Annotated in this window: 23 protein-coding genes; 9 read left to right on the top strand and 14 right to left on the bottom strand. The window is 40.4% G+C overall.

The window, feature by feature from the left end; all coding sequences use genetic code 11:
• Positions 1-59: 59 nt before the first annotated feature.
• From DY200_RS06310 to malE, 6 genes are all read right to left on the bottom strand, one after another.
• Positions 60-854: a TatD family hydrolase gene (locus tag DY200_RS06310; RefSeq protein ID WP_115587381.1), complete on the bottom strand. Its 795-nt coding sequence runs from the start codon at positions 852-854 to the stop codon at positions 60-62.
• Positions 855-917: 63 nt separating this feature from the next.
• Positions 918-2504: a carbon starvation CstA family protein gene (locus DY200_RS06305; RefSeq protein WP_115587380.1), complete on the bottom strand. Its 1587-nt coding sequence runs from the start codon at positions 2502-2504 to the stop codon at positions 918-920.
• A gap of 217 nt (positions 2505-2721) precedes the next feature.
• Positions 2722-4740 carry a 4-alpha-glucanotransferase gene (gene malQ / locus DY200_RS06300; protein WP_115587379.1) on the bottom strand — a complete coding sequence of 673 codons (2019 nt, stop codon included), beginning with the start codon at positions 4738-4740 and terminating at the stop codon, positions 2722-2724.
• A 91-nt stretch (positions 4741-4831) separates the two neighbouring features.
• Complete coding sequence (gene malG / locus DY200_RS06295; protein WP_005601772.1) at positions 4832-5722, bottom strand: maltose ABC transporter permease MalG; 891 nt, start codon at positions 5720-5722, stop codon at positions 4832-4834.
• 50 nt (positions 5723-5772) lie between these two features.
• On the bottom strand, positions 5773-7323 hold the full coding sequence (malF, locus tag DY200_RS06290) for a maltose ABC transporter permease MalF (protein ID WP_115587378.1): 1551 nt from the start codon (positions 7321-7323) through the stop codon (positions 5773-5775).
• 112 nt (positions 7324-7435) lie between these two features.
• Positions 7436-8620, bottom strand: a complete 1185-nt coding sequence (gene malE / locus DY200_RS06285; RefSeq protein WP_115587377.1) for a maltose/maltodextrin ABC transporter substrate-binding protein MalE — start codon at positions 8618-8620, stop codon at positions 7436-7438.
• 375 nt (positions 8621-8995) lie between these two features.
• On the opposite strand from malE, the gene malK reads away from it, so the two are divergent.
• The 4 genes from malK to malT all read left to right on the top strand — a co-directional run bounded on the left by malK (position 8996) and on the right by malT (position 15261).
• On the top strand, positions 8996-10135 hold the full coding sequence (gene malK, locus DY200_RS06280) for a maltose/maltodextrin ABC transporter ATP-binding protein MalK (protein ID WP_115587376.1): 1140 nt from the start codon (positions 8996-8998) through the stop codon (positions 10133-10135).
• Positions 10136-10204: 69 nt separating this feature from the next.
• Positions 10205-11470, top strand: coding sequence for a maltoporin (locus tag DY200_RS06275; RefSeq protein WP_115587375.1), 1266 nt, complete (start codon positions 10205-10207; stop codon positions 11468-11470).
• A 71-nt stretch (positions 11471-11541) separates the two neighbouring features.
• On the top strand, positions 11542-12429 hold the full coding sequence (gene malM / locus DY200_RS06270) for a maltose operon protein MalM (RefSeq protein ID WP_115587374.1): 888 nt from the start codon (positions 11542-11544) through the stop codon (positions 12427-12429).
• A 114-nt stretch (positions 12430-12543) separates the two neighbouring features.
• Complete coding sequence (gene malT / locus DY200_RS06265; RefSeq protein WP_115587373.1) at positions 12544-15261, top strand: HTH-type transcriptional regulator MalT; 2718 nt, start codon at positions 12544-12546, stop codon at positions 15259-15261.
• A 169-nt stretch (positions 15262-15430) separates the two neighbouring features.
• On the opposite strand, the gene glgP is transcribed toward malT, so the two are convergent.
• The 4 genes from glgP to serB all read right to left on the bottom strand — a co-directional run bounded on the left by glgP (position 15431) and on the right by serB (position 19578).
• Positions 15431-17830 (bottom strand): glycogen/starch/alpha-glucan family phosphorylase, encoded by a 2400-nt coding sequence (gene glgP, locus DY200_RS06260; RefSeq protein ID WP_115587372.1) that lies wholly within the window; start codon positions 17828-17830, stop codon positions 15431-15433.
• Positions 17831-17937: 107 nt separating this feature from the next.
• Positions 17938-18108: a DUF5363 domain-containing protein gene (locus DY200_RS10685; RefSeq protein WP_005601752.1), complete on the bottom strand. Its 171-nt coding sequence runs from the start codon at positions 18106-18108 to the stop codon at positions 17938-17940.
• A 59-nt stretch (positions 18109-18167) separates the two neighbouring features.
• On the bottom strand, positions 18168-18659 hold the full coding sequence (locus DY200_RS06255; RefSeq protein WP_115587371.1) for a YajQ family cyclic di-GMP-binding protein: 492 nt from the start codon (positions 18657-18659) through the stop codon (positions 18168-18170).
• Between the two features lie 58 nt (positions 18660-18717).
• A complete protein-coding gene (gene serB / locus DY200_RS06250) occupies positions 18718-19578 on the bottom strand; it encodes a phosphoserine phosphatase SerB (RefSeq protein WP_115587370.1) in 861 nt (286 codons plus the stop codon).
• A gap of 91 nt (positions 19579-19669) precedes the next feature.
• Here serB and DY200_RS06245 point away from each other — a divergent pair, with 91 nt between their 5' ends.
• Positions 19670-20332 carry a YtjB family periplasmic protein gene (locus DY200_RS06245; protein WP_115587369.1) on the top strand — a complete coding sequence of 221 codons (663 nt, stop codon included), beginning with the start codon at positions 19670-19672 and terminating at the stop codon, positions 20330-20332.
• Positions 20333-20424: 92 nt separating this feature from the next.
• Entirely contained in the window at positions 20425-20643 is a 219-nt protein-coding gene (gene infA / locus DY200_RS06240; protein WP_005598198.1) for a translation initiation factor IF-1, read from the top strand.
• 77 nt (positions 20644-20720) lie between these two features.
• Here infA and DY200_RS06235 read toward each other — a convergent pair whose 3' ends face one another.
• The 4 genes from DY200_RS06235 to DY200_RS06220 all read right to left on the bottom strand — a co-directional run bounded on the left by DY200_RS06235 (position 20721) and on the right by DY200_RS06220 (position 24726).
• Positions 20721-21908 carry a BaiN/RdsA family NAD(P)/FAD-dependent oxidoreductase gene (locus tag DY200_RS06235; RefSeq protein WP_115587368.1) on the bottom strand — a complete coding sequence of 396 codons (1188 nt, stop codon included), beginning with the start codon at positions 21906-21908 and terminating at the stop codon, positions 20721-20723.
• Positions 21908-22258, bottom strand: coding sequence for a DsrE/DsrF/TusD sulfur relay family protein (locus DY200_RS06230; protein ID WP_115587367.1), 351 nt, complete (start codon positions 22256-22258; stop codon positions 21908-21910). Before DY200_RS06230 ends, DY200_RS06235 begins: the two co-directional genes overlap by 1 nt.
• Before the next feature lie 109 nt (positions 22259-22367).
• Entirely contained in the window at positions 22368-23663 is a 1296-nt protein-coding gene (locus tag DY200_RS06225; RefSeq protein ID WP_115587366.1) for an NCS2 family permease, read from the bottom strand.
• Positions 23664-23724: 61 nt separating this feature from the next.
• Entirely contained in the window at positions 23725-24726 is a 1002-nt protein-coding gene (locus tag DY200_RS06220; protein WP_115587365.1) for an oxidoreductase, read from the bottom strand.
• An 84-nt stretch (positions 24727-24810) separates the two neighbouring features.
• Here DY200_RS06220 and ybaK point away from each other — a divergent pair, with 84 nt between their 5' ends.
• The 3 genes from ybaK (at position 24811) to fldA (ending at position 26326) form a co-directional block, all read left to right on the top strand.
• Positions 24811-25287 (top strand): Cys-tRNA(Pro)/Cys-tRNA(Cys) deacylase YbaK, encoded by a 477-nt coding sequence (ybaK, locus tag DY200_RS06215; RefSeq protein ID WP_115587364.1) that lies wholly within the window; start codon positions 24811-24813, stop codon positions 25285-25287.
• A gap of 208 nt (positions 25288-25495) precedes the next feature.
• The gene (gene ybfE, locus DY200_RS06210) at positions 25496-25780 is read left to right on the top strand and encodes a LexA regulated protein (RefSeq protein ID WP_005620439.1); all 285 of its coding nucleotides are present in this window, start codon (positions 25496-25498) and stop codon (positions 25778-25780) included.
• A gap of 21 nt (positions 25781-25801) precedes the next feature.
• Complete coding sequence (fldA, locus tag DY200_RS06205) at positions 25802-26326, top strand: flavodoxin FldA (protein ID WP_115587363.1); 525 nt, start codon at positions 25802-25804, stop codon at positions 26324-26326.
• Positions 26327-26340 lie beyond the last annotated feature (14 nt).

Raw genomic sequence — 26340 nt, 5'->3', positions numbered from 1 at the left:
ATGCGCTAGTCTTTGCAGGCTATACTTATTTGAAAAGCGGATACTAAGGTATCCGTTTTTTATTTATACCAAAATAATCGTTCGCCAGTATTCCAGATTGTTTCGGCAATCTCTTGTGCCGGTTCGTTGCGTAATTCGCAAAGTATTTGGAAAGTGACCGCTAACCGTTCCGGACGGTTTGGCTCGCCTTGAAAACCGAATACCGGCATATCGGGCGAGTCGGTTTCCAGTAATAAACTTTCTAAAGGCAGCTTACGAATAGCTTCTCTGGTTTTATTCGCCCTTGCATAAGTAATGGTTCCGCCTACTCCAATCTTATAACCTAAATCAACAAAGCGTTTGGCTTGATCATAACTGCCGGCAAAACCGTGAACCACCCCCGTTGTAGTTAATTTTGCTTTTTTTAGAAAAACCGAAAGTTGATCATGGCTACGACGAGAATGTAGATTTACCGGTAAATTAAACCGCTTGGCAAAGGCGAGTTGCGTTTCTAAAAATTCACATTGCTTTTGCCAAAGCTCGACACTACAAAGCGATTCTACCGCTCTTTCCAAACCGATTTCCGCTATTGCGGTACATTGAGGGTCTTGGCGGGTTAATAAGGATTCCAAATAATCCAAATCGCTGGTTTTATGTTGTTGAATATAGAGCGGGTGAAGTCCTAAACCGTACACTAAGTTATTGGGCATTTGCTTGGCGCAAGCGGTTACTTTTGCAAAATTTTCTGTAAATACGGAGACGATAAGTATTCGTTCCACATTTTGAGCGTTCGCGTTTTCAACTAATTGGGGAATACTAAGTTTAAGATCTTCCGATAGATAATCAAGATGAGTATGGGTATCAAAAAAGCGCATAAGAGAATCGTATAAAAGAAAAAAGCGAGGAAATTTTCCTCGCTTTTAATGTTTTAATCAAGGTTAGTTTGTTGCATAAGCATCTTCGTCACGCTCGCCTAACGGTTTAAGCATTGTGAAGAATAGCACGATACAAACAACGGTTGAAGCTAAACCTAAGTAAACCGAAAGTTCATAATCTAAACCGAAGCCGATTTTGTTATAGAACAAGTAGGTTGCACATACGGTTGTAATAAACCACGCAGGGATTGAACATACCCAGTGGAATTTTTTGTAGCGATATAAGTATGCCGCCGCAGTCCAAAGCATTACCATTGCTGTCATTTGGTTTGCCCAAGTGAAGTAACGCCATAAGATACTGAAGTCAATTTTTGATACCACGAAACCTAATGCGAATAACGGTACTGCAATCATTAAACGTTTAGCTAATGAACGTTGATCAATTTTAAAGAGTTCAGCCAATTGTAAACGTGCCGCACGGAATGCCGTATCGCCTGAAGTAATCGGTAATACTACTACGCCGAGTACTGCGAAAATACCGCCGATAAAGCCTAAGAAGTGTAATGAACTGTCATAAACCACTTTAGACGGTGAACCTGCAGAAATTGCATCTTGTAACGCTTGCGGGTTTTCATAGAATGCAAGACCGACCATACACCATACTAATGCGATTACACCCTCGGTAATCATTGCACCGTAGAAAATGAAACGACCTTCGCTTTCATTTTCCGCACAACGCGCCATTAATGGGGTTTGGGTTGCGTGGAAGCCTGATAACGCACCACAAGAAATCGTTAAGAATAATAAAGGCCAAATCGGAACATCGCCCTTCACTTGGAAGTTTTGAGTGAATTTTTCCCACGTTAAGCCTTGACCGTCCGCATTAACGGTACGGAAGAATTCGATTGGATCGGTTGCACTGAAGTGAGCGGTAATTAAACCGTACACCATACCTACAGACATAAACAGTAATAATGCACCGAAGAATGGGTAGATTCGACCGATAATTTTATCAATTGGAAGTAAAGTTGCTAAGATATAGTAACCGAAGATAATTAATGTCCAAACAGAAATAACGGTTGCTTTATCCATACCCCAAACTGTAATACCACCGGCTTCAACCGCTTGGTGAACGGCTTCGGCATCGTTTAATTGTAACGTCCCGCCGGCTGCACCGAATACATCCATTGTAATGGTTGCCATTAATTGCGCTGGACTTGCAACGAATACCACACCTACTAATAATAGAAGGATTAACGCCATAACGTTGATAAATACTTTAACCGGGCGACCTAGGAATTTACCCGCTAACGCCGGCATTGTCGCACCGCCGTTACGAATACTTAACATACCGCAGAAGTAGTCGTGTACCGCACCGGCAAAGATACAGCCGATTACGATCCAAAGCATTGCGACAGGGCCGTATAACGCACCGAGAATCGGACCGAAGATTGGACCGGTACCTGCAATGTTTAATAACTGAATAAGCCAAATCTTAGTTTTAGACATTGGCATATAGTCCACACCGTCATTCATTGTATAAGCAGGTGTTGCTTTTTTGGGGTTAATCACGAAAATCTTTTCAATGATTTTACCGTAAACGAAGTAGCCGAGTACAAGGACTGCTACACAAAAGAAGAACCACAACATAGTAAGGTAACCTTATAAGAGTTTAAATTTGGAAGTTATAAATTGCCAAGCGGCGTTATATTTTAGTGATATACGTGAATAAAGTAAATTCCGTTCGTTACTATAAATGAGTGTTTATGTAATAAATGTGAATAACTTCAAAGTTTTATCCAAGTCCTCCTCTTTTAAATAACCTATAATTTATAAAAATAGCCACAATACTTTGTGGCTATTTTCTTTATTTGTTCCGCTTATATTCGAAAGAATCAAGCAGTTGATTGATTTGTGCGTGGCTGAAAATTTCGCTGACAGAATGGCTTAATTTTCTTCGCCAATTCGGATATTCAGTACTTGTTCCAGGAATATTCACCGGTTCAAGCATATTTAGCCAATCTTCCGGTTGAGTGCCGAATAATGCAGAATTGGTATCCGCTACATAGTTTTGTAACTGATGTACAAATTGTAGGCTGACGCCCTCGCTGTCTTTTGCAAGATCTTGGGCTTTTTCGACCGCTTGTCTAATCGCTTCCTTATTGAAATGGCGGCTTTGTTTCAGAATATTGAGTACTTTCTCACTCGGATAAACACCGAATTTTTCGCCTAAATCAAAGTCGTAACCCTTCCAGTAGCCTTGTACGGTTGGTAAATCATGTGTACTGAGTGTGGTCATCGCTTGATATGGATAATCGGCTAATGGTTTGCTGCCGTGTCGATCCCATTCGAAATAGAAAATGTTATAGGCAAGAATACCTTTGTCTTCTAATTTTTGTAGCATGCCTTTTGGCACGGTACCAAGAGCTTCTGCAATGATTAAACATTGATGTCGTTGGCTTTCTAAGGCTAGAATTGCTAACAAATCCTCAAGTGGATAACGCACATACGCCCCATTTTTAGCCGAATCGCCTTTTGCGACCCACCACATACGAGCAAAACCAAGAATATGGTCGATTCGTAATGCTCCGCAATCTTTCATATTAGCACGTAATAAATCAATAAACGGCTGATATGCTCGGCTTTGCAATACTTCCGGATGCATCGGAGATAAGCCCCAGTTTTGTCCGTTTGGCGCCATAATATCCGGTGGTGCACCAACAGAGGCATTTAGCACAAATAACTCTTTATCCGCCCAAGTTTCCGCACCATTATCGGCAACACCCACCGCTAAATCACGGTAAAAGCCGATAGGCATATTGAGTGCTTTTGCCAATTGATTACACGCTTTTAATTGTTGTTGAGCCACAAATTGCAACCACATATAAAAACGAACTAATTGGCTATGTTCCGTTTGGAATGCCTGTACCGCATTTGATGCGTAGTCTTGATATTCTTGCGCCCAGAAATTCCAACCCCATTGCTCGCTAAATTGGTTGGATAACCAATAATGTAGTGCATCGAATGTGCCTTGCACTTTTAGGCTTTCGCCGTATTCATTGATAAATTGTTCGAAAGCTTGTTGGTCTTGCTGAATGAAAGTGGCATAAGCTAATCGTAGCCCTTCGAGTTTTAAGCGCATTACTTGCGAATAATCTACGTAGTCTTTTGTTCTTGCCTCAATAAGCTGTTGTTGAACTTCTGCGGAATGAAACCAAGCTTGTGCTTCACTAGATTGTTGGAAGGCATCAATCGCGGTTACATCAATATAAATAATGTTTTGCCATAAACGAGAAGACGGACTATAAGGGCTGGCACTTTCTGGATTGGCTGGGAAAATAGCGTGAATTGGATTTAGCCCAATAAAATCACCACCTTTTTCAGCAAGTCGATTGAGGAAGGTTTTCAAGTCGCTAAAATCGCCAATTCCCCAGTTATGTTCGGAACGAAGCGTATAGAGCTGTAAAATAGCTCCCCATAATTTTTGTTTTTGTTGTAATTCTTTCGGTTGGAAAGCGGTTTTTGGCGTAATAATAAGACGGCAACTAAGCGAATGATGCTCACTTTCAAGCTGTAATTGATGATAGCCCATCGGTAGATCTTTCGGTAGATTGATCGCATTACGCTTTACTTTACCACAACGAGTTTCACCGGTTTCTAGGTGAAGTTGCCAGCGAGCTTGTAAGGCTTTATTGCTATTTGCAAGATTTAGTCGAATATAGACCGCTTGTCCTTCTGTCGCTACTTTTACAGGAGGGATAATGGGTTTACTTTTAGGAGAACCTAAGCGTTTTGCAATTTTGCGACAGACAGCTTGGTTGGCATAACGGCGTCTGCCATATTCATCAAAAAAATAAGAATTAAGGTATGGGTGAAGCGATTTCATTGTGATCTTCCTTTTGGGCTTAGTGAGCATAGCCTCATAAGCGGTTATTTTTTATTTATTTTTTGCAAATCGGAGGAGGCTCCTCTGATACCTATCCTTTTACGCCACCAGCAGTTAAACCACCGACTAACCAACGTTGTGCTAATAAGAATACAAGCGTGATTGGAATTGCGGATAAAATCGCCGCAGCGGCAAAGTCGCCCCAGAGGTAGTTTTGCGGGTGTAAATACTGTTGCATTCCTACTGCAAGGGTGTAGTTATCAACATCTCGTAGCAATAGGGAAGCAACCGGAACTTCGATAATGCTTGAGATAAAGGAGAGAATAAATACAACCGCTAAAATCGGTACGGAAAGCGGAAGTAAAATTAAACGGAAAGTTTGCCAAGGACTTGCACCATCAAGTGCTGCAGCTTCTTCAAGCGATTTATCAATGGTTTCAAAATAGCCTTTAATCGTCCAAACGTGCATTGCGATACCGCCTAAGTAAGCAAAGATTACTCCTCCGTGCGTATTTAAACCTAAGAATGGAATATAATCGCTTAAACGATCAAATAAGGCATATAGTGCTACCAATGAAAGTACCGCCGGAAACATTTGGAAAATTAACATTGATTTCAACAACAAACTTTTACCTGCAAAGCGTAAGCGAGCAAATGCATAAGCTGCAGTTGTCGACAAAGTGAGGGTAATGAGTGCAGTAATGCTAGCTACTTTGACTGAATTCCATAACCAAAGTAAAACGGGGAACGGCGGGGGCGTTACGCTTCCATCCGCATGAGTAACGCTAATACCGAGGGCGAGTTTCCAGTGTTCAAGTGAAATTTCACTTGGAATCAATTCACCAATTGCTAAGTTTCCAGGACGTAATGAAATGCCAATAATCATCAGCATCGGGAATAATATAATTGCGCAAAAACAGATTAGAAAAAGATGCGTGGAAAATAAACGCAATTTCATTGATTTAGGTTGAACAATAGCCATAGTTGATATCCTCTTTGCTCCTTCTCCGTATGTAGAGGGAGCAATTTCAATTAATCTTGTGATAATTTCGTCATTCTGATTTGGAATAATGCTAATCCGCTTACTAGCAAGAAGATGATGACAGCGATTGCAGCCGCTAAACCAAAGTCTTGTGTACCGCTACCTTCAAAGGCAATACGATAAGTGTAACTGACCAGTAAATCGGTATGACCAGCCGGTGTTGTTGTGCCTACCATATTTGGGCCACCGTTGGTCAATAATTGGATTAATACAAAGTTATTAAAGTTAAAGGCGAAGCTGGCAATCATTAACGGCATAAGCGGTTTAATTAACAATGGCATGGTAATTTTCGTGAAATTTTGCCATACACTTGCGCCATCAATCGCAGAAGCTTCATATAAATCGTGTGGAATCGCTTTTAGCAAGCCCATGCAAACAATCATCATATACGGATAACCTAACCAAGTATTCACAATCAGTAACATTGCCTTAGCTAAGAACGGATCATTAAACCATTCCGGACGGATACCGAATAATTGGTTCAGAATAAGGTTGATTTCACCGAAACTTTGGTTAAATAACCCTTTAAAAACTAAGATTGAAATAAAGCCCGGTACGGCATAAGGTAAAATGAGTAACAGACGATAAATCGCTTTACCTTGTAGGGCTTCCCATTGCACAAGGGAGGCAAAAATCATGCCAAGTAAGGTTGTGAAAATAACCGTTAACAGTGCGAATACAACAGTCCAAATAAAGATTTTAATAAAGGGTTCTTGAACACCGTCATCGGTTAAGATTTTGACAAAATTGTGCCAACCGGTTGTAACGGTATAGCCCGGTTCCAATCTACTATCTAGAAAATTATTTTGCGCATCTATTTTTTGGAAGAAACCAATTTCATCATTAGCTTTATAGCGTTCTTGAGTTTCATTATTCGTTAAGATTTCAGGGTTCTCATCGTAGGTATAACGAGCCTTTTGTTCTGCAAATTGGCGTAAAGAACTCATAGTGAGTTTTTGCTCAGTCGGAAGAATAAGTTTCACAGACTGTAAGTTTTGGCGATTTTGTGTAATGGCTTTTAATGGAGCAACATTACCAGCCGGAAATTGTTCTACTTCATTTACTGTGATTTCCGAAGCTAAGTCGTTTAATACAAGCGGGTCGGAAAGATAATTTTTTTGCGATTCTTTACTGGTTAAAGCAATTTGATATTGGTTGTTATTCGCTTCAATAAGTTTGAAATCTAAGCGTTCTCCAGCGGCATACGTTTGGCTTTGTAAGTTTCTGAGCACTTGTTCGAAACTTAGTTGGTTCGAACCGCTATAATTGGTAAATGCGATGACAACGGTACAAATGAGCGGGAAGAGTACAAAGATCCCCATTGCCGCTACACCCGGGTAAACATATCGCCAGTGATAAGTTGATTTGTTAGAGAAAATATAAATACCGGCGGTAACTACTACGAGTACAAGTAATGCAAATAAGATTTCGCCTTGTAAATAAATAGTAAAAACAAGATAAAAAGAGAGTAGGTAAAGTAACCCAATAAATAGGCGTTTTGCCCAAGATTGAGAAGGGGTAACGGTTTTTAGTGCTTGCATAGAATTTCCCCTAAGAATGGAGCAAAAATGGGATGAGGTTAAACTCATCCTCTTTGTGAAAAACGGTAAAGATAATGGTGGGTCTTAAGACCCACCTATGGGATGAGAATATTTATTCTTTCTCAATTTTTGCTTGAGCTTCATCAAGTGCAGCTTTTACGGATTGACGACCGGTAGTTGCATTACCAATTGCTGCTTTTTCCGAATACCAGAAGCGGCTCATTTGCGGAATATTCGGCATAATTTCACCATTTTCCGCATTTGCCATGGTTGCGGCAATGCGAGGATCTTTCGCTAGTTTTTCTTGGAAAGATTTAAGCGCTACAGCACCTAAAGGAACATCTTTATTTACTGTATCTAAACCGGAATCGGTTAATAAGTGATTTTCAAGGAATTCTTTCGCTAAGTCTTTATTTGGGCTTGAAGCGTTGATACCGGCACTTAATACGCCAACAAACGGTTTTGATGCTTTACCGTTTAAAGTTGGAAGAACGGCTACACCGTAATTAATTTTACTTTTCTCAATATTTGCCCAAGACCAAGGACCATTAATGGTTAATGCGGTATTACCTTTATTAAAGGCGGCTTCTGCAACTGCATAGTCCATATCTGCACTGATTACTTTGTTTTTTACGAGGTTAACAACATATTGTAAACCTTTTTGTGCGCCTTCATTGTTTACACCGATATCTTTCACATCATAGCCATTTGGCGTAACTTTAAATGCGTAAGCACCTTGAGATGAGATAACCGGCCAAGTGAAGTACGGTTCTTGTAAGTTCCACATGATCGCACTTTTGCCTTTGGCTTTTAATTCTTTATCCAGTTTCTCAACTTCTTCCCATGTTTTTGGCGGTGTTGCTACTAAATCTTTGTTATAAATAAGAGAGATAGCTTCTACAGCAATAGGATAAGCAATTTGTTTACCATTATATTTAGTCGCCTCCCAACCAATATCTGAGAGTTTCGCTTTAAAATCTGAACTTGGTTGAATTTCTGCTAATAAACCGGTTTGAGCATAACCACCAAAACGGTCATGTGCATAAATAATAATATCAGGGCCATCACCGGTTGATGCGACTTGTGGGAATAATTCTTCGAGTTTACTTGGGTGTTCTACAATGACTTTAACACCTGTTTCAGCCTCAAATTTTTTACCCACTTCAGCTAAACCGTTATAACCTTTATCTGCGTTAATCCAAACATTTAATTGTCCTTCGACAATTTTGGCATTCACACCTTGAGCAATACATAATCCTGCTAATACAGCTAAAGCGGTTTTAGTTAATTTTTTCATAGGATTTCCCTCAGTTGGTTTTAAATAATCAATAGACTAATTAGAGATTAGTCATTTTCGTAACGCATAATGAGAAAATTTATCTTTTATTTCATCATCCCCCTTCCTACGCCCTCCCTTTCAATTTATTGATATAGTTCACAGAATTCTTAATGTTTTCTATTTTTGTGATTTCGGTCACAAATTTTGTTATTTTTTTGTGATCAATGTCACAAAAAATAACGGAAAAAAGCGAATAAAAACATTGAGTTAAGAACTGAAAAAATTTCAGAAGTATGATGTGCAAATTAAATAAATAAGTAAACTAAGTACAAGGTTAGAGCAGGATTGTGAATAAAACTTCATAATTCTTAAATAAGAAAGTGAGGGTAAAAAATGACAGATGTTCGATTAGTAAATGTATGCAAATCGTATGGCAATGTACATATTTCTAAAGATGTTAATTTAGAAATTAAAGACGGCGAATTTGTTGTTTTTGTTGGCCCGTCAGGCTGTGGCAAATCAACCGTATTACGTATGATTGCCGGCTTGGAAGAAATTACCTCCGGTGATTTATTCATCGGGGATAAACGAATGAATGATGTACCGCCGGCGAATCGAAATATCGGTATGGTATTCCAATCTTATGCCCTCTATCCCCATCTTTCTGTTGCAGAAAATATGTCGTTCGGTTTGAAATTGGCTGGTGCTAAAAAAGAAGAAATCAATCAGCGAGTCAACCAAGTTGCAGAAATTCTACAACTCGCTCATTTACTAAATCGCAAGCCGAAAGAATTGTCGGGCGGTCAACGTCAGCGTGTTGCAATTGGGCGTACCTTAGTCTCACAGCCCGAAGTATTTTTATTGGATGAACCACTTTCAAATTTAGATGCGGCATTACGTGTGCAAATGCGTGTAGAGATCTCAAAATTACATAAAAAACTTGGCAGAACAATGATTTATGTAACGCATGACCAAATCGAAGCAATGACGCTCGCTGATAAAATTGTTGTTTTACAAGCGCTTTCTGCAGGCAGCAATCTTACAACGAACGTTGCTCAAGTGGGTAAGCCATTAGAGCTTTATCATTATCCGGCAAATCGTTTTGTGGCAGGTTTTATCGGATCACCTAAGATGAATTTCTTACCGGTGCGAGTGATAGATGTACGTGAAGGTGGAGTGAAAATTGAATTACCGGACTCAACCCATTTGAATTTCTGGGTACCGGTTGAAAGTGGTGGCGTAAAATTAGGAGATAACCTTTCATTAGGTATTCGTCCGGAACATTTATTACCGTGTGAACAAAGTGAAGTTTGTATTTCCGGCACGGTAAAAGTGGTAGAACAATTGGGTAATGAAACGCAAGTTCATATTGAAATGCCACCGATTAAACAAAGTTTGGTCTATCGCCAAAATGACATTGTATTAGTGAAAGAAGGCGATTCAATGTCGATTGGTATTAATCCGAATCGTTGTCATCTTTTCCGAGAAGATGGCACGGCATGTAAACGTTTATTTGTCGAACAAGGCGTATAAATGTTCTTAAGGGTTTCCCTTAAATTTTAATAATGAAAAAAACTGTCTGAAAAGAGAAAGGAGTTTCCTATGAACCTCAATAAAACGATGTTAGCAACTTTAGTTTCAAGTGCTTTACTTTCAACCAGTGCATTAGCGGTTGATTTCCACGGTTATGCACGTTCCGGTATCGGCTGGACTTCAGGTGGTGGCGAGCAATCGGCATTTACTGTGAATGGTGGCGGTTCTAAATACCGTTTAGGTAATGAAGCAGAAACTTATGCGGAATTAAAATTGGGTCAAGAACTTTATAAAAATGGTGAGAAATCTATTTATTTAGATACCAATGTAGCTTATTCGGTAAATCAACAAGTTGACTGGGAAGCGACGGATCCGGCACTTCGTGAAGTGAATGTTCAGTTCAAAAATTTTGCAGACAGCTTACCGGGCGCTACTTTATGGGCAGGTAAACGTTTCTACCAACGTCATGATGTACATATGAATGACTTCTACTACTGGGATATTTCAGGTCCGGGTGCGGGGGTTGAAAATATTGATGTCGGTTTCGGTAAACTCTCCTTAGCGGTAACTCGTAATACTGAAAAAGATGGTGCATATAGTTGGGGTTATGATCCAAAAGAGAAAAAATGGAAAAATAATCAAGACAAAGATGTTTATAACGATGTATTCGATGTTCGTTTAGCAGGCATTGAAACCAATAAAGATGGCTCATTAGAAATCGGTTTTGACTTTGGTAATGCGCATACTAAAGATGGTGCAATCTATGAAAAAGATGCGACTAAACGTGGCTATATGGCAACTATTGAGCACACTCAAGGTAACTTCTTCGGCGGTTTTAATAAATTTACCGCACAGTATGCCAAAGATGCAATGACATCATGGAGTACAGGTCACTCACAAGGCGGTTCTGCAAATAATAAAGGCGATATGCTTCGTTTAATTAACCAAGGTGTTGTACAAGCAAGCGATAAAGTAGAAGTAATGTATGCGTTAATCTACGAAAAAACAGACTTAGATAATAAGCGAGGTAAAACTTGGTACTCAGCAGGTATTCGTCCGATGTATAAATGGAACGATACAATGAGCACCTTATTAGAAGTAGGTTATGACCGTATTAAAGATCAAGCAAGCGGTAAGAAAAATGATCTAATGAAATACACCATTGCGCAACAATGGCAAGCGGGTAGTAGCATTTGGGCTCGCCCTGCAATCCGTGTATTCGGCACTTACGCACACTGGAATGACAAATTTAACACGGCAAATCGCACAGACGCTGGTTATAAAGCGAAAGACGGCGAGTTTATCGGCGGTGTTCAATTTGAAGCATGGTGGTAATTGAGCCATTTGGGGCGTATGTATTACGCCCCTTTATACGATGTAACAGATAATTTTTTAGAGAGGCATTTATGAAAACCAAAATTGCAGCATTTTTACCAAGTGTTTTATTTGCATCGGTTGCTATGGCAGCTACGCCATCAAAAACAGAGCTAAGCCGTTTTGGTTGGCAAGATGTGACTTTCTCACAAAAGATTGTTAATAAACTTTCAGAAAAACAAATCCGTACATTTAGCCAAACGTTGGCAGGCACAAATAGTGCGGTAGTCGGTTATAAAATTCCGGCAAATCAAGGCACCGTGAAGATTAAAATCAGCAGTTTAGTGGTAGATAATAAGCATATTTTTGTACCGAATGTCTTAGTTTTGGATGCGAATTTTAATGAGTCGCTAACATACCCCGCTTCGCAATTTAAAGTCGTGGAAGAGCGTGGTTTTGAAGGCGGGCAAATTCAAGCGGAATTAAGTTTAACGCCGGCAACCGAACAAGATTTTATTTATTTACTGATCTACACCACTGAAAAAGATCTCGCAGGGCAAACGACATTTACCCACCCGGTAAAATTATATGAAAAAGCAAAAGGTAACCAACCGCCTGCAATTGCAGATTTATTAGTAAAACACACTAATTCAGGACAAATTCAAATTAATGTAGATGGCATTCAGAGTACTCAATTTGTCGGTTTAGGCAATGTGGCTAATGGCGGGGCATTATTTGAAGCAAAACCGACAGTTGCCCAAACAGTGGGGGCTGAAATACAAGCGGTTAAAAATCCGCAAAAAAATGCAAAACCGAAAGCAGTAGAGAAAACCACAGAACAATACTTTAATGAAGCGGTTACGCAAGCATTAAAAAATAATGATATTAGTAAAGCAATGAATTTAGTAAATGAAGCGGAGCAACTAGGGCTTTCTTCACCTCGTCAAATCTTCTTAAAACAAGTTTCTGCTAAAAAATAGATGTTTTTTATCTTTATCCTTTTGCCACTGAATTGTCAGTGGCTTTTTTTATTTCCACTAACTAAATAAGGAGAAAATTGTTAGAATCTTCATATCGTATGTAATGGAGGAAAAATGCAAGCAACATTTTCAAGATTGATTCCAACTAAGCTAATTTCTAGTAAAGTCAATCGAACCGTCAAAGAGACAGAAACCGTTGAACGAACATTACTCTTAAATAAATTAAATCGGGCGGAATTTTACCCGATGACGCTCGTTATTGCCCCGGCAGGCTACGGCAAAACAACGCTGGTTTGCCAATGGAAGGAAAAACAATTAGCGAAAAACCAGCGTATCGGTTGGTACTCACTTGACGAAAGTGACAATAAAACAGAACAATTCTCCGCGTATTTTACCGCTGCACTCTCGCAAGCGACCGACCTCTCTTTTTCCGGAATTGTTTACCAAAATAATTTGGTAGATTATTTCTCTCAGTTATTGGTTCAGCTTTCTCAGGTACGTAGCCATTTCTACTTAGTGATAGATGATTATCATCATATTGAAAATAGCGAAATTCATGATGCGCTTCGTTTTTGGTTAAAGCATCAACCACAGACGATGAGCCTGCTTGTCTTATCACGTTTAACCCCTCCGTTAAGTATTACCAATTTACGAATTCATGAACAACTATTAGAAATTGATGTGCATCAGCTGGCATTCACGCCGACCGAAACTCGTCAATTTTTAGCGTTAAAATTTAATGAACCACTTACAGATGATGAGGTATTTTCGCTTTGTGATCGGGTTGAAGGCTGGGCAACGGCATTGCAATTAGTCAGTTTTGCAGTGAAGCAAAATCCTGAATTATTGCGTTCTCCGGAAAAATTATTTGCCAAGCTTAATCAACAACATATTGCCGATTATCTGAATGAAGAAGTATTCCATTACGTTGAGCCGGAAATTAAGTTATTTATGCAACGCTGTGCGATTTTACGTTCGATGAATGAAAAATTGATACTCGCTTTAACCAAAGATGAAAACGGTGTGAAAAAGCTCGATGAATTAGAAAAAATGGGGCTTTTTATTCAACGGATATTGCATGACGATGGTGAAATTTGGTGGAAATTTCATCCGATTTTAGCATCTTATCTTGCGCAAAGTTGTCGTTTAGAACTGCCTTGTGAATGGCAAGAGCTACATAAAATTGCAGCGATGATGTGGCTGAAATTAGGCTATGGATCCGAGGCGCTTTATCATGCGCAGATGTTGGAAGATTCTCAAACGCTTTATACCATTTTACAAGAACATGGTTGGTCTTTATTTCATCAAGGTCAGCTTAAGTTATTGGAAGACTGTTTGGCATTACTTTCAGCGCAGCAACTTTGGCAAGACTCAAACTTAGTGCTGTTAAAAGCGTGGCTTGCACAGAGCCAGCACCGCCATCAAGAAGTATCGGGTATTTTGCAAAAATTTCAGCCAAATCAACCGCTTGTTGCTGATTTACAAGCACGTTTTGATGCACTAAAAGCACAGGTAGCAATTAATGAAGGTAATGATGAGCAGGCCTATAATTTAGCAAAACAGGCGCTTGTTCATCTGTCGTCCGATTTCGGTTATGCGCAAATTGTTGCAAATTCCATTATTGGAGAAGCACAACATTGTCGAGGCTATCTGAAAGAAGGCTTAGTTCAAATGCAGAAAGTGGAGAAAATGGCATTAGAGCAAAGGGCCTATCATCAATGGTTATGGTCGAAGCTGCAACAAGCGGAAATTTTATCGGCACAGGGCTTTTGGCAGTCTGCCTATGATTTGCTAAAAGATACCACTTTACAAGCGCAGCATTTACACCAAATTCCGATGCATGAATTTCTATTGCGTTTAAAAGGACAAATCTTGTGGGAATGGCATCATTTAGATCAAGCGGAAGCGATGGCGAATGCCGGTATTGAAGTCTTAGAAAAAGAGGGCGAGCAAGCGCATTGTTTGGCATTGTTGGCAAAGGTTTCGCTGACTAAAGGCGATTTAAATAATGCCGGACGTTTGATAGAACAATGTCGCAATTTAATTATTGCTCAGGCGGTGCATTGGGATTGGCGTTCAACTTTTGACGAAGTGCAAATGCTGTATTGGCAAATCAGTGATGATAAGTCGCATTTAGAAAGCTGGTTGACGCAAGTTAGTTTTCCGGAACAAGACAATAATCACTTTTTACAACGTCAATGGCGTAATATCGCTCGTTGTTATTTGCTACAAGATAACTTTGAACAAGCGTTGAATATTTTGAATAGTCTGTTACAAACTTCTGCAACCTTTAATTTAATCAGCGATACGCAACGAGCGCTGATTTTGCGTAACCGAGTGTTTTATCGCCAAGGTAGAATGGATCTTGCACAAAAAGATTTGATTCGAGCGTTAAATCTAACCCAACAAACCAATTTTATCAGTGCTTTTGTGATTGAAGGCGATTTGATGGCACAGCAAATTCGCCAATTGCTACAAATCAATGTGTTGGATGAACTTTCAACCCATAAGGCACAATTTATTTTGCGGAGTATTAATCAGCATAATCGCCATAAATTTGCGCATTTTGATGAAGAATTTGTCGCTAACTTGTTGAGGAATCCACAAGTACCGGAGTTACTTAAAATTAGCCCGCTTACCGCGAGAGAATGGCAGGTGCTCGGTTTAATTTATTCAGGTTACAGTAACGAACAAATTTCACAGGAATTGGTGGTAGCGATAACTACGATTAAAACGCATATTCGTAATCTATATCAAAAAATCGGTGTGGCGAATCGTAGTGAAGCGATTGAATATACACGCAGTTTATTGAGAATGATGGGATATAGTTAATTTTCACGAAAAATACATTCGCTAATGATAACTTTCTTTTTGTGGGAGAAAGATGGGAAAATTTGCAAAATTTCGTATATTTTTAACCGCTTACCCCTCTCCCTGATTTTTCTTCTAAATGAAGAAAAATCTGTCCCTCGCCCACAAGGGGCGAGGGGTATTTCTTTCGTTATTTTTTCCAAATTCTGGTTTGGTAATCACGAATTGAGCGATCTGAGCTAAAGCTGCCGAGACGAGCGGTATTCAGAATCGTAGATTTTAACCAAGCGGTCTGATTTTGGTAACGTTTTGCAACTTCTTGTTGTGCTTCACGGTAGCTGGCAAAATCGGCTAATACGCAGAAATAGTCTTTGTTTAGCAAATCATAAACCAATGGTTCGAAGATTTCTTGATTACCGCCGGCAAATGAGCCGTCCGCTAATGCATCAATCGCTTTACGTAATACTTCGTCTTGTTCGTAGTATTCACGCGATACATAACCTTTCTCTCGTAATTCACGTACGGATTCTACCGTATGACCGAAAATCACGACATTTTCCTCGCCGGCAAATTCGGCAATTTCCACATTCGCACCGTCAAGCGTACCTAAGGTAATCGCACCATTTAGAGCTAATTTCATATTACCGGTACCGGATGCTTCTTTACCGGCAAGGGATATTTGTTCGGAAACATCTGCCGCCGGAATGATTTTTTCCGCCAAACTTACACTGTAGTTCGGTAAAAATGCTACTTGTAATTTACCTTGCATTTCCGGATCGTTATTGATGACGTGTGCCACATTATTAATCGCTTGAATAATTTGCTTCGCCATAAAATAACCTGGTGCGGCTTTACCGGCAAAAATAAAGACGCGCGGCACGAATGGCATATCCGGATTGGCTTTCAGCTCTTGATAAGTGGCGATAATATTCAATAAATTGAGGTGCTGACGTTTATATTCGTGGAAGCGTTTAATTTGTACGTCAAAGATCGCATTTTGATTCACTTGGATACCCAGTGTTTCCTCAATCACTTGTGCCAGCGCCTGTTTATTTTGTTGCTTAATCTCAGCGTAAGCGGTCTGAAATGCCGAATTTTCTGCAAGCGGTTCGATTTGACGTAACAGCTCTAAATTTTGTGTCCAGTCGCCTTCGATGTGTTGATCGAGTAATGCGCTTAATAACGGGTTAGCTTGACGGATCCAACGGCGTGGAGTGATACCGTTCGTCACATTATGGAATCTGCCGTTAAATAATTTTGCATAAGCAGGGAATAAATCGCTAATCACTAAATCCGAGTGAATTTGTGCCACACCGTTAACCGCAAATGAACCGACCACGCAAAGGTTAGCCATACGCACACGATTATTGGCGATGATTGCCGTTTCGTCCCATACGTTGGCTAATTCATCTTCTGTAAAGCAAGCTTTGACTTGTTGGTAAAGCTCAAGATTAATGCGTTCAATGATGATCAAATGACGAGGCAATAATTTAGCAACAAGGTTTTGATCCCATTGTTCTAGCGCTTCCGGTAACAGGGTGTGGTTGGTATAAGCGAATACTTTTGAACAGATTGCCCACGCTTTTTCCCAGCTGTAACCGTATTGGTCGAGTAATAAACGCATTAACTCAGGAATCGCGATTGCGGGGTGGGTGTCATTTAATTGGATCACTTCAAATTCCGCTAATTGGTCGAGAGTTCTGCCTTTAGTTAAGTGATTTTTGATAATATCCGCTACCGAACAAGCACAATGGAAATATTGTTGCATTAAGCGTAGTTCTTTACCGTTTTGATGATTATCGTTCGGGTAAAGCACTTTGGTAATTTTTGACGCATCAATTACTATTGATTCCGAATCTAAATAATCGCCGTCATTGAATTTTGCTAAATCAAAAGCAGTTTCGCTGTAGCCTTGCCATAAGCGTAACGGTTGTTGTACGCCTTTATAACCGACCACCGGTAAATCAAACGCTTCACCGTAAATTGTCCATGCCGGTTGCCATTCGTATTTATCGCCAGTAATATGACGAACTTCACCGGCAAAGCCGACTGGTTGGCGGAAATCCGCACGATGTGACTGTAAAGGGAAGAAATCACGTCCCCACGCATCGCCTTCTTCATGTTGTCTACCCGCCCAATCAAAGCTTTGTTTGAATAAGCCGTATTGATAATGTAAACCGTAGCCTACTGCCGGTTGAGCAAGGCTTGCCATTGAGTCTAAATAGCAGGCGGCTAAGCGTCCTAAGCCGCCGTTACCAAATGCAGGATCGGTTTCTTGTTCTAAAATATCGACTAACGTTTTGCCGTATTTCGCCACTTCATCTACCACATATTGATATACGCCGAGGTTCTGTAAGTTATTACCGAGTAAACGCCCGACTAAGAATTCCATTGAAAGGTAATTGACTTTGCGAGTATCAATAAGCGGTGCGTTTTTCGGAAAAAATTGCAAAGCGGCTTGGTGCGCGACTTGTGCCACCAGCTGATACCATTGTTGGTCGGATAATTGTTGTGGGTTAAGTGAACGTTCTGCACAATAATTTTGTAAGGAGGTTTCAAAAAGCGTTGAAAATTGTGTTGTGACGGACATAGGATGCTCCAAAAATAAAAGGAAATGTTGTTAGTTATTATCTAAATACGTGAAAATGAAAAAATCCTCCCCGACTCGCATAAGTCAAGGAGGATTCGTACGTAGGATTAAGACGATTTTTCTTCAGTCGCTTTTTTATCATCCGGCTCTTTTTCCGGATCGAATTTCACCACCGGCACGCAACCTCGGCACGCACCTTGATTGACGCCAAGTTCTTCGCAAAATTTATCGTACTTAGCGAGTGCTTTTTTAAACCACCCTTTTGGCTCGTCTGACATATTTCACCTCATTGAATTTACAAAAAATCGGTTAAATTTGACCGCTTACTTATTCATAATTAGTCACGGAAGTTGTTAAATTGGAACGGCTGACCTAGTTCTGCACCTTTTACCAATTGAATCGTCGCTTGTAAATCGTCACGAGATTTACCGGTTACGCGTACTTGCTCGCCTTGGATTTGGGTTTGCACTTTAATTTTGGAATCTTTGATCAATTTAGTGATCTTCTTCGCCATTTCGGTTTCGATACCCTGTTTGAGCTTAACTTCTTTTGAGTAAAGTTTACCGTGATGTTCCGCTTCGCTCGGAATATCTAACGAACTGTGTTCGATTCCGCGTTTCACACAAGAACCGATTAAAATTTCGATTAATTGTTCTAATTGGAAATCGGATTCGCTGGTTAATTTAATACTTTCATTTTTTTCGTTAAGCTCAATAACCGCTTCAACGCCGCGGAAGTCATAACGTGTGCTTAATACACGGTTGGCATTTTCCACCGCGTTACGCACTTCGTGCATGGTAATTTCAGAAACAATATCAAAAGACGGCATTTTTTATTCCTCATTATTGAAACTACGGCAACTATTATCATCATTCGCCGTAGTCGGATTAGACATAAAGATTTTTCGCATTAAGTAAAACGCATAATGCGCTTAAGTCACCGAAGTTTATCACAAATTTCGCTTGTTCTTGAACTTTTGGTTTAGCGTGTAGCGCAACACCGAGTGCGGCGGTTTTGATCATCGGTAAATCGTTTGCCCCGTCACCAATTGCAACCCATTGAGTTTGTGGAATATGAAATTGTTCGCCCAATTTGGTTAAAGTTTGCGCTTTATATTGTGCATCCACCACTTTACCCAGCACCACACCGGTTAATTTACCGTCAATAATTTCCAATTGATTGGCAACCGCATAATCCAATTGATATTTTTCTTTTAAATAGTCGGCGAAATAATCAAAACCACCCGAAGCAATCGCCAATTTCCAACCGTGTGCTTTTAATTCGACGACCATTTGCTCAAAACCGTCCATTAGCGGTAACTTTTCTCGAACGGTTTGCAAAATGCTTTCCGGTGCATTTTCCAGAGTGCCGACCCGTTTACGTAAACTTTGTTCGAAATCCAACTCGCCTCGCATCGCCTGAGCGGTAATCGCCGAAACAATTTCACCGGAGCCAGCAAGTTTGGCAATTTCATCAATACACTCGATTTTAATCGCGGTGGAGTCCATATCCATCACTAATAAGCCTGCTTCCGTAAGATTGGGTACAATTGCCAAATCCGCCACATCCGCTGCTATTTGGCTTGCCGCTTCTCGTAAATCGCAAGCGGTTAAATTTGTCTCGAAAAATGCAATGTCATAACTTAAATAGACCGCTTGTTTTAGTAATATCGAATCGGTTTCCGCCACAAATTGAGAGATTTGCTGTTCTGTCAGACGTTTAGCGAAGATAAAAATCGTGTTTGGCATAATATTCTCTTTTTAATAGACTTTTTCGAGTGCTGCATAGATAATGTATTTTCGAATTATCTATTATCAATTAGGTATTAGCAATTAATCTATGTATTTAACTCGTGAAAAATTAATGAAAATCGGCTTACTTGCCGGAATTAGCGTGTTATGCGTAATGATTGTAAGTGTCATTTTAAGCGGGATTAACCAGTTTAAATTGGGTTCGCAGTTGGCAAGCGTAAACCAAGTGTCTAATCTTTCACATTTGTTAGTCAGACAACAGGCGAACTTATTTTCTATGATGCTGGTTCGTAACGTGAAGAGCGAGGATTTGGTCGAGGCGTTGGATGCTTTTTCCAAAGAAGACTTTGTGATTGATGCCAATTTATATTCGCCTGCCGGCGTACTGATCGCACAAAGTCGTAATGCGTTAGAATTTAAATCTCTGCTTCAACAAGATAAAGCGCAACCGGCTACTCAACAAATCGTCGAGCCGATTTTTTCTCAGCAAGATCTCGTCGGTTTCTTACGCGTTACCTTTGATGCGCAATACGGACAAACCACTAAAAGTAAAGTGGAGCGCATTTTTCATCAATTATATGGGCAGTTAATTATTTTGGTATTAGCCGGCGGTTTACTTGCGAGCAGTTACCATTATTTCTTCCGCCGTAGAATCAGTATCGTGCATACTCCGGTAAAATTACCGTTGATTTCGAGCAAAACGCAAACCCGGCGTTTTCATTCGAAACGTCGAGTGTTTAGGCACAAGTAATCACTTGGAAGTGATTGTAATTTAGGCTGATGAGAGTATAATAAGCCCCGTTTTTTTTATTTATATCCAAACCCTAATTTAAAGAGGAATCAATGGCTAAAGAAGATTGCATTGAGATGCAAGGTACAATTTTAGAAACCTTACCAAATACAATGTTTCGTGTGGAATTAGAAAACGGTCACGTTGTTACCGCACATATTTCAGGTAAAATGCGTAAAAACTACATCCGTATTTTAACCGGCGATAAAGTCACGGTAGAAATGACGCCATACGATTTAAGCAAAGCACGTATTATTTTCCGCGCACGTTAATTAAAGGCTTAAAACAAAAAACGGAAGTTGAGAAATCAGCTTCCGTTTTTTGTTTTGGGTAGCAGCAATCATCAATGTTACTTTTCAATAATAGCTTCTGCACAAGCAAAAGCGGACGACCACGCCCATTGGAAATTATAGCCGCCGAGCCAGCCGGTCACATCCAACACTTCACCGATAAAATAAAGCCCTTCGGTCTGTTTCGCTTGCATGGTTTTGGACGAAATAAAATCGGTATCTACACCGCCCATTGTGACCTCTGCGGTGCGATAGCCTTCCGTACCGTTGGGTAAAAATTGCCAATGGTGAATCAGTTGCTCTAACCGAGCTAATTCCGTTTTGCTTAACTGAACAATCACATTATCTTTAAAAGCACCTTGTTCCAACCAAAGTTCGACTAATTTTTTCGGTAAATAACGGTTTAATACGGTTTTTAGCTGCAATTTCGGCGAAGATTGACGCAATTCATTCAAAATTGTTGAAATATCATCGGAAGGTAACAAATCAATTTCCACTGTTTCACCCAAGTCCCAATAATTAGAAATTTGCAAAATTGCCGGGCCGGACAAACCTCGATGAGTAAACAGCATTTGATTACTAAAACTTTGCTGCCCGCAAGTAGCGCGAATCGGTAACGCAATGCCGGAAAGTGTCGCAAAATGTTTGTCCGAGTCTTTCCAAGTAAAAGGTACAAGGCTTGCTCGCGGCGGAATCACCGGAATATTGAATTGCTCGGCAATTTTATAACCGAACGGGCTTGCGCCTAACGCTGGCATAGATAAGCCGCCGGTAGCGATGATTAAATGCTCGGTTTCAAAGGTTTCGCTAGCGGTCTGAATTTGGAAATTTTTTGCAAATTTTTCGACGAAAATGACCGCTTGTCGCAAAAAGATCTCGACCTTGCCTTTGTCGCATTCCGCTTGCAATAAATCGACAATTTGCTGTGAGCTTTCGTCACAAAATAATTGCCCTAACTCTTTTTCGTGGTAGCTGATACCGTATTGCGCAACTAAAGCGATAAAGTCCCAGTTGGTATAACGAGCTAACGCCGATTTGACAAAGTGTTTATTTTGGCTGAGATAGTGATTTGCCGTAACTTCCAGATTAGTGAAGTTACAAAAACCGCCGCCGGACATTAAAATTTTACGCCCGATTTTCTTGCCTGAGTCTAACACAGCGACCCGTTTGCCGGCTTGCCCGAGCTGTGCGGCGCAAAATAAACCGGATGCGCCGGCACCGATGATCACGACATCAAAATGTTGCATTAGAAGTTTAAGACCTTATCCGCTTCCATCGTCCAATCGGCAAGCTCGATTAACGTACCGATTTCCACACCGTCCGCAAGCGGTAACTCGCTCATACCTCGCGCATTAATACATGTTTTACAAAGTTTAATCGTTGCCCCTTGTGCGGTCAGAATTTCCAACATTTGCTGTAAATTATATCCTTCCGACGGATTATGCTTTCTTAATGCCGCAGTAACGGAATCGGACATTAAGAACAGTTTAAGTTGTGCTTTATGCTGTTCTTGAATCTGTAATGCTAAACGTAAACCGCTAAAGAAAGATTCGTTGCCGTACGGTGCCGAATTAAAAATAAAGAGAAGTTTTTGCATAAGATTTCCTTAAAAATACGGAATACACGAACTAGACAAGCGGTTTGATTTTGTTAAATTTTTACAAAATACCGTACTGTTCGTCTATTCCGAATTAAGTGAGATGAGATTAGCCGACCCAAACGAATTTTGCGATAAACAGTAAAGAAACTACCGCTACCGACGGATTGATTTCTTTCCAGCGACCGGTACAGGCCTTCATCACGCAATATGAAATAAAGCCGAATGCGATACCTTCGGTAATCGAATAAGTAAACGGCATCATTGCGGTGGTGATAAACGCCGGAGTCGCTTCGGTTAAGTCGTCCCATTTCACTTCAATTAGACTTGAAGCCATTAAAATCCCGACGAAGACTAATGCACCGGCGGTTGCATAAGCCGGAACTACGCCTGCAAGCGGCGAGAAGAAAATAGTCAATAGGAATAAGATACCGACGGTAACTGCTGTCAAACCGGTACGACCGCCGACAGATACGCCCGAGCCGCTTTCAATATAAGTACTGATTGCCGAAGTTCCCATAAACGAACCTGCCATTGCCGCAGTACTGTCCACTAATAAAGCTTGTTTCATACGTGGGAAGCGACCTTGTTTATCGGCAAAACCGGCTTTGGTGGTTACTGCAATTAATGTGCCTGACGAGTCGAATAAGTTTACTAGCATAAAGGAGAAAATAATACCCAGTAAGCCGATGTCTAACGCACCGGCAATATCCACTTGACCGACGACCGCATCTAAACTCGGCGGCATCGACATTACGCCGTTAAAACTTACCGCAGGGTCAAAGATCAACGCTAATGCAGTGACTACAGCGATAGAAATAAGTACGCCTGAGTGAATGCCTTTTGCGGCTAACACCACAATAATAAAGAAGCCTAAGATGCCCATTAATACTTTTGGATCGTGCAGATCGCCCAGCGCAACAAGTGTTGCCGGGTTTGCTACTACTAAGCCCATATTTTTAAAACCGATAAGGGCGATAAATAAGCCGATACCCGCACCGATACCGACACGTAAACCGAGCGGAATCGCCGACATAAACCAATAACGAATTTGTAAAATCGTTAATAAGAATAAACCGACCGAGCCTAAGAAAATAGCGCCCATACCCACTTGCCATGAGTAACCTAATTTTTGTACCACCACAAAAGCGAAAAACGCATTTAAGCCCATTGCCGGTGCAAGTGCGATAGGAAGATTACTGAATAAGCCCATCGCAATCGTCCCGAATGCGGCGATTAAACAGGTAGTGACGAAAACCACTTGGGTATCCATGCCTGCTACACCAAGAATAGATGGGTTAACGAATACGATATAAACCATGGTGAAGAAGGTAGTAATACCTGCTACGATTTCTGTTTTGGCATTAGAGCCTTTTGCAGATAATTGGAACAAACGTTCTAACATAAAAAACCTCAGGTAAAAGAAAGAAACTGCGAAAAGACTGACTTATTTCGCGGCGGATAAATTAATATTTCAACACTAAGTTGAGCAGTTGAACCGCTAAAAACGCTAAACTGAATTTCTGTTCGTCAGCAACAGACCAGAATTGCACTTCGTTTTCCGATTTTGCTAATAATTGGCTGATTTGAAGTTTATTTTCTTCTTCGTTTTCACCGTTTTTAACCGGTGTCATTACGCTTTCTTCATGGAAATGTAACCAATTTTGTTGTTGCCATTCTGCGCTAACATTCTCAACGTCTAATTGATATTCCGAATGTAAGGTAACCATTTGTGAAATACCGTAGAAAACAGGTGTTTGCACAGAATGGAAAGTGGTGGAAGCGGTTAAATTCGGTAAAACTTTTGCAAGTTGTAATTCGAAAACACGAGAGAACGGTAATTTTTTCTCTTCGCCTTGCACGTTTGCCGGAACGGTATCAAATGCAATGCGTTCCGCATTTTCATCAAACGGAATACCGTTTAACAAACGAGCGGTTTGACCGGCAAGTTCTTTAACTTTTTCATCACCGAAATATGCTGCCGGTAACAATGAGGTCACAAAAATATGGCTTAACGGCTGAGCTAAGAATGGTTTGAGGGTTAAAGCTAATTGTGAGATTTGCGGATTTGCCAGTGCAACGATATTGCGTTCACGTAAGTTAGCGATCGCTTCGTCATTGACACTTGGCACGACCACCGGCACATTGGCAATTAATGCAGTGATGCCGTAAAGATCGAGTACGATACAGCCGGCTTGCACCACTTGTGCCAAAATTTCGGCTTGTGCCATTTTGCCGGCAAAGAAAACATGGCTGAAATCCGCCCAATTTACTTCATCAAGTGCAATTTGCTCTATCGCTTTGCCGCCCATATAAAGGGATTGTTCTTCACCGAACGGCTCGATTTCGATTGCAGAAATATTGTCTAAGCGCAAATAACTCTTAGCTAACGCTTCAAGTAATTTTGATGACAGGGTAAAATCAGCGGCAATCGCTAAACGGATATTTGATGTCATTGAACCAGACATAAGTAGTTGCTCCTTTTTATACGCTTGATTTGGCGTAACGCACACAAAGGGAGTAATTGTACATATTTTTAAGAGGAAAAACTAATGACCCCGGCAATAAATTTATTAAAAAAGCAAAAAATTGCACATAGGCTTCATCCTTACGAACACGATCCGAATAACACCAATTTCGGACAAGAAGCGGTGGAAAAATTGGGCATTGATGCCAATCAGACATTTAAGACCTTATTGGTGGCGGAAAACGGCGATCAGAAAAAATTAGCCGTGATGGTGGTGCCGGTTTCGCATACCTTGAATTTAAAACGAGCGGCAAGTGCGCTCGGCGTGAAAAAAGTGGAAATGGCGGATAAAGATATCGCCCAAAAAACAACCGGCTATTTATTAGGGGGAATCAGCCCGCTCGGACAGAAAAAACGTTTAACCACCGTGATTGACAGTTCCGCACAACAATTTGCCACGATGTTTGTTTCCGGCGGTAAACGCGGGTTGGACGTAGAGCTTGCACCGCAAGATTTGGCAAGTTTGCTCAATGCAACTTTTGCCGATATTAAGGAGGAATAAGCGGTCGAATTTTTACCGTTTTTTGTAATTTTAAATAAAGAATAATAATCGTTACGGAAAGTTTTGAAAATCCGGATTAAATTTAGGGCGTACAATTTTCAAGATTAAATTAGTGTGATATAGTGTCGCCTTATTAGTAAGTAGCTTCTCATTCTCAATTAGACTTGTCTATTAGAATGATAGGCAAATATCTTTTCGTGTGGAACAAATGGCAAAACAGGATGCAGATTGTATAACCTTAGATCTGTTCGCAACCGTGCCAAAAGTCGGGCGACCCCGTACCAATCCGTTAAGTAGAGAACAACAAGTTCGTATTAATAAACGTAATCAGCTGAAACGAGATCGTTCGTCCGGCTTAAAACGTGTAGAGTTAAAATTACATGCGGATTTAGTCCAGACTCTTGAGGATGAAGCGTCGCAACGCGGAGTAACACGCGGACAGTTAATCGAAATTATTTTAAATGACTATATTCATAGTCATCAGACTGATTAGAGAGAAAATAGGTAAATTCAAATGGCAGTAGTAGGTTTATTCTACGGTAGCGATACTGGTAATACAGAAAACATTGCAAAAATGATTCAAAAAGAAATCGGTGCGAATTTAATCGATGTACGCGATATCGCAAAAAGTGCTAAAGAAGATATTGAAGCGTACGATTTCTTACTTTTAGGTATTCCGACATGGTATTACGGCGAATCTCAAGCGGATTGGGATGATTTTATGCCGACGCTAAAAGAAATCGATTTTAGCGGTAAAGTCATCGGTATCTTCGGTTGCGGTGACCAAGAAGATTATGCGGAATATTTCTGTGATGCGATGGGAACCATTCGCGATGTCGTTGAGCAAAACGGCGGTGTGATTGTAGGATATTGGCCGACGGAAGGTTATAGCTTTGAAGTATCGCAAGCGTTAGTGGACGAAAATACATTTGTCGGTTTATGTATTGATGAAGATCGCCAACCGGAATTAACCGGTGAACGTGTAAACCGTTGGTGTAAACAGATCTTTGATGAGATGTGCTTAGATCAGTTAGCATAATGAATATAAGAGAG

This window comes from Actinobacillus lignieresii, from assembly GCF_900444945.1.
GTDB classification, from domain to species: Bacteria; Pseudomonadota; Gammaproteobacteria; order Enterobacterales; family Pasteurellaceae; genus Actinobacillus; species Actinobacillus lignieresii.
Note: the sequence above shows the minus strand (reverse complement) of the source record. Positions and strands in the feature narration are given on the sequence as shown.

Excerpts from the sequence above, each read along its gene's own strand:
- DY200_RS06310 (WP_115587381.1), bottom strand. The coding sequence starts at position 854 with ATGCGCTTTTTTGATACCCATACTCATCTTGATTATCTATCGGAAGAT.
- DY200_RS06305 (WP_115587380.1), bottom strand. The coding sequence starts at position 2,504 with ATGTTGTGGTTCTTCTTTTGTGTAGCAGTCCTTGTACTCGGCTACTTC.
- malQ (WP_115587379.1), bottom strand. The coding sequence starts at position 4,740 with ATGAAATCGCTTCACCCATACCTTAATTCTTATTTTTTTGATGAATAT.
- malG (WP_005601772.1), bottom strand. The coding sequence starts at position 5,722 with ATGGCTATTGTTCAACCTAAATCAATGAAATTGCGTTTATTTTCCACG.
- malF (WP_115587378.1), bottom strand. The coding sequence starts at position 7,323 with ATGCAAGCACTAAAAACCGTTACCCCTTCTCAATCTTGGGCAAAACGC.
- malE (WP_115587377.1), bottom strand. The coding sequence starts at position 8,620 with ATGAAAAAATTAACTAAAACCGCTTTAGCTGTATTAGCAGGATTATGT.
- malK (WP_115587376.1), top strand. The coding sequence starts at position 8,996 with ATGACAGATGTTCGATTAGTAAATGTATGCAAATCGTATGGCAATGTA.
- DY200_RS06275 (WP_115587375.1), top strand. The coding sequence starts at position 10,205 with ATGAACCTCAATAAAACGATGTTAGCAACTTTAGTTTCAAGTGCTTTA.
- malM (WP_115587374.1), top strand. The coding sequence starts at position 11,542 with ATGAAAACCAAAATTGCAGCATTTTTACCAAGTGTTTTATTTGCATCG.
- malT (WP_115587373.1), top strand. The coding sequence starts at position 12,544 with ATGCAAGCAACATTTTCAAGATTGATTCCAACTAAGCTAATTTCTAGT.
- glgP (WP_115587372.1), bottom strand. The coding sequence starts at position 17,830 with ATGTCCGTCACAACACAATTTTCAACGCTTTTTGAAACCTCCTTACAA.
- DY200_RS10685 (WP_005601752.1), bottom strand. The coding sequence starts at position 18,108 with ATGTCAGACGAGCCAAAAGGGTGGTTTAAAAAAGCACTCGCTAAGTAC.
- DY200_RS06255 (WP_115587371.1), bottom strand. The coding sequence starts at position 18,659 with ATGCCGTCTTTTGATATTGTTTCTGAAATTACCATGCACGAAGTGCGT.
- serB (WP_115587370.1), bottom strand. The coding sequence starts at position 19,578 with ATGCCAAACACGATTTTTATCTTCGCTAAACGTCTGACAGAACAGCAA.
- DY200_RS06245 (WP_115587369.1), top strand. The coding sequence starts at position 19,670 with ATGTATTTAACTCGTGAAAAATTAATGAAAATCGGCTTACTTGCCGGA.
- infA (WP_005598198.1), top strand. The coding sequence starts at position 20,425 with ATGGCTAAAGAAGATTGCATTGAGATGCAAGGTACAATTTTAGAAACC.
- DY200_RS06235 (WP_115587368.1), bottom strand. The coding sequence starts at position 21,908 with ATGCAACATTTTGATGTCGTGATCATCGGTGCCGGCGCATCCGGTTTA.
- DY200_RS06230 (WP_115587367.1), bottom strand. The coding sequence starts at position 22,258 with ATGCAAAAACTTCTCTTTATTTTTAATTCGGCACCGTACGGCAACGAA.
- DY200_RS06225 (WP_115587366.1), bottom strand. The coding sequence starts at position 23,663 with ATGTTAGAACGTTTGTTCCAATTATCTGCAAAAGGCTCTAATGCCAAA.
- DY200_RS06220 (WP_115587365.1), bottom strand. The coding sequence starts at position 24,726 with ATGTCTGGTTCAATGACATCAAATATCCGTTTAGCGATTGCCGCTGAT.
- ybaK (WP_115587364.1), top strand. The coding sequence starts at position 24,811 with ATGACCCCGGCAATAAATTTATTAAAAAAGCAAAAAATTGCACATAGG.
- ybfE (WP_005620439.1), top strand. The coding sequence starts at position 25,496 with ATGGCAAAACAGGATGCAGATTGTATAACCTTAGATCTGTTCGCAACC.
- fldA (WP_115587363.1), top strand. The coding sequence starts at position 25,802 with ATGGCAGTAGTAGGTTTATTCTACGGTAGCGATACTGGTAATACAGAA.